The organism is Mesorhizobium sp. M7A.F.Ca.CA.001.10.2.1 (assembly GCF_003998575.1).
GTDB lineage: Bacteria > Pseudomonadota > Alphaproteobacteria > Rhizobiales > Rhizobiaceae > Mesorhizobium.
Genome location: NZ_RZQY01000463.1, coordinates 1 through 4,809, shown reverse-complemented (window position 1 = coordinate 4,809; position 4,809 = coordinate 1). Strand labels below are relative to the sequence as shown.

Below are 4,809 nucleotides of genomic sequence, written 5' to 3'. Positions count from 1 at the left end.
GTGCCTTGGCCGGAATTGTGGAAATCGCGCAGCCAGCGATAGGCCCAGCTTTCCGGCACTGGCAGCCGTGCGCTGAGATATTCGGGGAAGCGTGTGTGATAGCTGGTGGTGAACGGCCGGCCGGCATTGCGGCAATAGCGCCGCGCCATGATGCCGAGCGGCCCTTCGGTGACGATGTGGATGTGGTCGGCCTTGCCTGCGTCGATCAGGCGCGCGACATGGCCGGGCGTGGTCAGCGCCAGCCTGATGTCGGGATAGGTCGGCAAGGGCAGGGTGCGAAAGATGTTCGGCGTCAGGAAATCCACGGCGACATCGAAGGATTTCAGCGTCTCGGTGAGCCGCTCCAGCGTGTGGACAACGCCGTTAACCTGCGGCCGCCAGGCATCGGTGACCATCAATATGCGCATGGCGGCCCTTTGCAGGAAAGGTCGACGGTTGCCTTGAGACGATGCCGGAACGGCGACCAGACCGCTGCTCTCGCTTCGCTCCAGCGCACCCGGACGGGCACGGGGTCGAAGTGAGGCGGCAAGGTCGAATCAATTGAGGTCGCGCGCTTCATGCGCGTTCTTGATCATGGTTTCATGACGGGCGGATGAAGCCTGTTTCCACTTTCGGTATCGTGCCGGTTATGCGGGAACCTTGATGATAGCGCGCAGTCCGCCGAGCGGGCTGTCTTCAAGGGTGATGTCGCCGCCATGGGAACGGGCGATGTCGCGGGCGATCGACAGGCCGAGCCCGGTGCCGCTGGCATCGAGGTTGCGGGCTTCGTCGAGCCGCACGAAGGGTTTGAAGACGTCTTCGCGCCGGTCGGCGGGAATGCCCGGACCATCGTCGTCGATGGTGACCAGCAGCGAGCCGCGGCCATGGGTGGCGTTGACTTCCACCGTCTTGGCATAGCGGAAGGCGTTGCCGATGACGTTGGACATCAATCGGGCAAAGGCGTTCGGCCGCACATGCACATCGGGGTCTCCGGCAAGCGTCGTCGACAGCTTGCGCTTGCGCAGCCTGGCTTCCTCGCCGAGCTTTTCGAAATAGGCCTCGAGATCGAACCGTCCGGCGTCTTCCGAAGCCTCGCCACGGGCAAAGGCGAGATAGCCTTCGAGCATCGACTGCATGTCGTCGATGTCCTGGTCGAGCGCGGCCTTGGTCTCGGCCTTGCCGCCGGAAAGCGCCAACTGCAGCTTGAAGCGGGTGAGGATGGTTCGCAGGTCATGACTGACGCCGGTCAGCATGGCGGTGCGCTGCTCGATCTGGCGCTCGATGCGTTCGCGCATCTGCATGAAGGCAAAGCCGGCGCGGCGAACCTCCTCGGCGCCGCGGGGCCGGAAGTCACGCGGCATCGGCCGGCCCTTGCCGAAACTTTCGGCGGCTTCGGCAAGCATCAGGATCGGCCGGATCTGGTTGCGCAGGAAGGGAATGGCGATCATCAGGAGCACCAGCGAGGTGCCGACCATCCAGATAAGGAAGATGTGGGTGTTGGAGGCATAGGCCTGGCTGCGGCGCACGAAGACGCGCAGCACCTTGCCCTCGAGCTGCACGCGCACCTCGACGATGTTGGAGTTGCCGACCGTGTCGATCCAGAACGGGCGGTTGATCTGGCGGGTGATCTCCGACGAGAGAACATCATCCAAAATCGAGAAAAACGGTTTTGGGCCAGGCGCGGGCAGCGGGTCGGGCGGCAAGAGGTCGACCTTCAACTGCATGCGGTCCTGGGCGATGCGTATGATGTTGGTGTAGTCGGCATCGCGCGGATAGGTTTCGATCAGGTCGATGATGGCGGCGATGTCGCGCACGGTGGCCTGCGACAGGCGCTGCGTCACGGTTGCCCAATGACGTTCCATGAAGACGAAGGCGACGACCGATTGCAGCAGGATCATCGGCGCGATGACGATGATCAGCGAGCGGGCATAGAGCCGCTTGGGCATATACAGCGAGACGAGGCGCCAGAAGCGGTTCCAGGCGCGCGGCACCGCCTTCAGCGTCCGCGCGGCGCGTACGCTCAAGCCGCCATTGCCCGGCTGTTCCAGTTCCGTGGTTGCCATTCGCTCATTTCGCTTGCCCGCAGCCGCTCAGCAGGCCGCAGGCGGCATTCTATTCCACGCTGAGCCGATACCCAATACCGCGCACGGTCTGCAGCCAGACCGGGTTGGACGGATCGCGCTCGATCTTGCGGCGCAGCCGGTTGATCTGGACGTCGATGGTGCGCTCGCCGACCTCCGAATCGTCACCGACAAGCTCGTGGCGGGGTATCGTCTCGCCGGCCCTTGCCGCGAAGATCGCCAGGATCTCCTGCTCGCGGTCGGTCAGCTTCAGCGCCTCGCCGCCACGCTTCAACTCGCGCCGGGCGATCTGGAAGGTGTAGGGGCCGAGGACCAACTGCTCGACCTTGGGCGTGGTCGCCGGGCCACCACGGCGAAGAATGTTGTTGATGCGCAGGATCAGCTCGCGCGGATCGAACGGCTTCGGCAGGTAGTCGTCGGCGCCGGCCTCAAGCCCTGAGATGCGGCTGTCGGTCTCCGACAGGGCCGTCAGCATCAGGATCGGTACGTTCTTTTCGGCTCGCAGCGACTTGGTCAGGTCGACGCCCGTTTCACCGGGCATCATGACGTCCAGCACCAGAAGGTCGAAGTCGAGGCCGGCAAGCTTGCGCCTGGCTTCGCCGGCATTGCCGGCGACGGTGACGCGAAAGCCGTTTTCGGTCAGATACTGCTTGAGAAGATTGCGGATGCGGGTGTCGTCGTCGACGACAAGCAGATGCGGCGCGTCGTCGTCCGGCGCGGCCGCGTGATCGACCCGTTCAGTGCTCTCCATGGCTTTTCCCTGACATTTTTGCGGACCCAACGTCGATCTGCGCCCTCAGTTCCGGATTGACCATCGCTTCGAGGAACCGTTCCACCAAGGTCCGTTCGGTTACTCCGGAATCCCCCAATGCAGCATGGATGCGGCGCGACTGTGGCCGCGCCAGCGCCAGCGCCAGCGCACGGCCCTTGGCGGTCGGATAAAGTTCGCGCTGTCGGCGGTCGCGCGGACCTTGCAACTGCACGACATGGTCGGTGTCGATCAACTGCTTGAGCACACGGGCCAGGCTCTGTTTGGTGATCTTCAGCACGTCGAGCAGTTCGGCGACCGTCAGGCCCGGCCTGCGGTTGACGAAATGCAGCACCCGGTGGTGGGCCCGGCCAAAGCCGTAGTCGGCCAGGATCTGGTCCGGATCGGAGGTGAAGTCACGATAGGCAAAGAAGAGCAGCTCGATAATGGCGAAGTCGATGCCGTCCTCGACCGACATCGCGGTCCTGATCGGTTTTCCGGCGGCTGGGCTTCGATCCGTCATTATTTCTCCGTGGGAAAGAGAGATTATGTCAGTACTATTGACGTAATTTCCCTGCAATGGTAATTTTTGACAAGCTTTTGGGCGGATTGCGAACGAAAAGGCAAGGGAAGCCGGTTTTTCCGGAATTTCCTGAGTTTGCCAGAGCGCAATTATCCGCTTACGCTCCACCATAAAAGCCGCTTTGGGCGGCCGACACGAAACACACAACGATACAAGTATCCGGGCTGCCGCCCGTGGGAGGTTACCATGGCATCCGTTCCCTTCGATCAACTCGATGGCTCCATCTGGATGAACGGCGAATTCGTCCAATGGGGTGACGCCAAGATCCATGTGCTGACGCACGGGCTGCATTACGCCAGCGCCGTTTTCGAGGGAGAACGCGCCTATGGCGGCGAGATCTTCAAGCTCAACGAACACACCGAGCGCCTGCATGAATCGGCACGCCTGCTCGGTTTCAATATCCCCTATACGGTGGCCGAGCTCAACGACGCCTCATCCACGCTTCTCAAGAAGCAGGGTTTCCAGGACGCCTATGTCCGGCCGATTGCCTGGCGCGGCAGTGAGCAGATGGGCGTCTCGGCGCAGAACAACCGCATCAACTGTGCCATCGCCATCTGGCAATGGCCGAGCTATTTCGATCCTGCGCAGAAGCTGAAAGGCATCCGTCTCGATGTGGCGGAATGGCGCCGGCCCGACCCGCGCACCGCGCCTTCCAGGTCGAAGGCAGCCGGCCTCTACATGATCTGCACCATGTCCAAGCACGCCGCCGAGGCCAAGGGCTATGCCGACGCCATGATGCTCGACTGGCGTGGCCAGGTCGCCGAAGCGACCGGAGCCAACATCTTCTTCGTCAAGGAGGGCAAGATCCACACACCCAAGCCTGACTGCTTCCTCGACGGCATCACCCGCCGCACGGTCATTGGGCTGGCCAAGGATCGCGGCCTGGAGGTGATTGAACGCGCCATCCTGCCGGAAGAGCTGGAAAGCTTCGAGCAGTGCTTCCTGACCGGGACGGCGGCGGAAGTGACGCCGGTTTCCGAGATCGGGCCTTACCGATTCGAGGTCGGCGAAATAGCCAAGAATCTTATGAATGACTATTCTGCGGCCGTTCAGCCCAAGCACGCGATCGCCGCAGAATAACGAAAGTCACAGCTTTTTTAGGAAGTAGGGGCGGTTTTCGGGCCGCCCCTTTTATTTCAGCGTTTCTGCATTTGACTTTCGTCCAATTCGGCGTCTCATGATGGTGTCGGCCCGGGAGGCTGACAGCTATGGAGGGACTAATCATATGGACATGAACACGCTTCTTCCGATCATCATACAGGTGATTACTGGCGTCATCGGTGGTCAGGCGGTCGGTGCGGCGCTCAAGACGGCGGCGATGGGTCAGCTTCCCAAAATCCTGGGCGGAGCCATTGGCGGCGTCGGCGGTGCGGCGATCCTCGGCAGCCTGCTGGGTGGCGGTGCGGTCGATCCGGCGG

Annotated in this window: 5 protein-coding genes and 1 pseudogene; 2 read left to right on the top strand and 4 right to left on the bottom strand. The window is 62.3% G+C overall.

The window, feature by feature from the left end; all coding sequences use genetic code 11:
- The 4 genes from EN964_RS24820 to EN964_RS24805 form a co-directional block, all read right to left on the bottom strand.
- The coding region (locus EN964_RS24820) for a glycosyltransferase (protein WP_164775972.1) at nt 1–407 on the bottom strand (407 nt) is incomplete at its 3' end.
- A 219-nt stretch (nt 408–626) separates the two neighbouring features.
- Nucleotides 627–2,042: an ATP-binding protein gene (locus tag EN964_RS24815; protein WP_127268417.1), complete on the bottom strand. Its 1,416-nt coding sequence runs from the start codon at nt 2,040–2,042 to the stop codon at nt 627–629.
- Nucleotides 2,043–2,091: 49 nt separating this feature from the next.
- On the bottom strand, nt 2,092–2,811 hold the full coding sequence (locus tag EN964_RS24810) for a response regulator (protein ID WP_127276835.1): 720 nt from the start codon (nt 2,809–2,811) through the stop codon (nt 2,092–2,094).
- Nucleotides 2,798–3,331 (bottom strand): MarR family winged helix-turn-helix transcriptional regulator, encoded by a 534-nt coding sequence (locus tag EN964_RS24805; RefSeq protein ID WP_027039379.1) that lies wholly within the window; start codon nt 3,329–3,331, stop codon nt 2,798–2,800. Before EN964_RS24805 ends, EN964_RS24810 begins: the two co-directional genes overlap by 14 nt.
- A gap of 246 nt (nt 3,332–3,577) precedes the next feature.
- Here EN964_RS24805 and EN964_RS24800 point away from each other — a divergent pair, with 246 nt between their 5' ends.
- Nucleotides 3,578–4,471, top strand: coding sequence for a branched-chain amino acid aminotransferase (locus EN964_RS24800; protein ID WP_127268418.1), 894 nt, complete (start codon nt 3,578–3,580; stop codon nt 4,469–4,471).
- 145 nt (nt 4,472–4,616) lie between these two features.
- A pseudogene (locus EN964_RS24795) lies at nt 4,617–4,809 on the top strand (hypothetical protein); the annotation flags it as partial.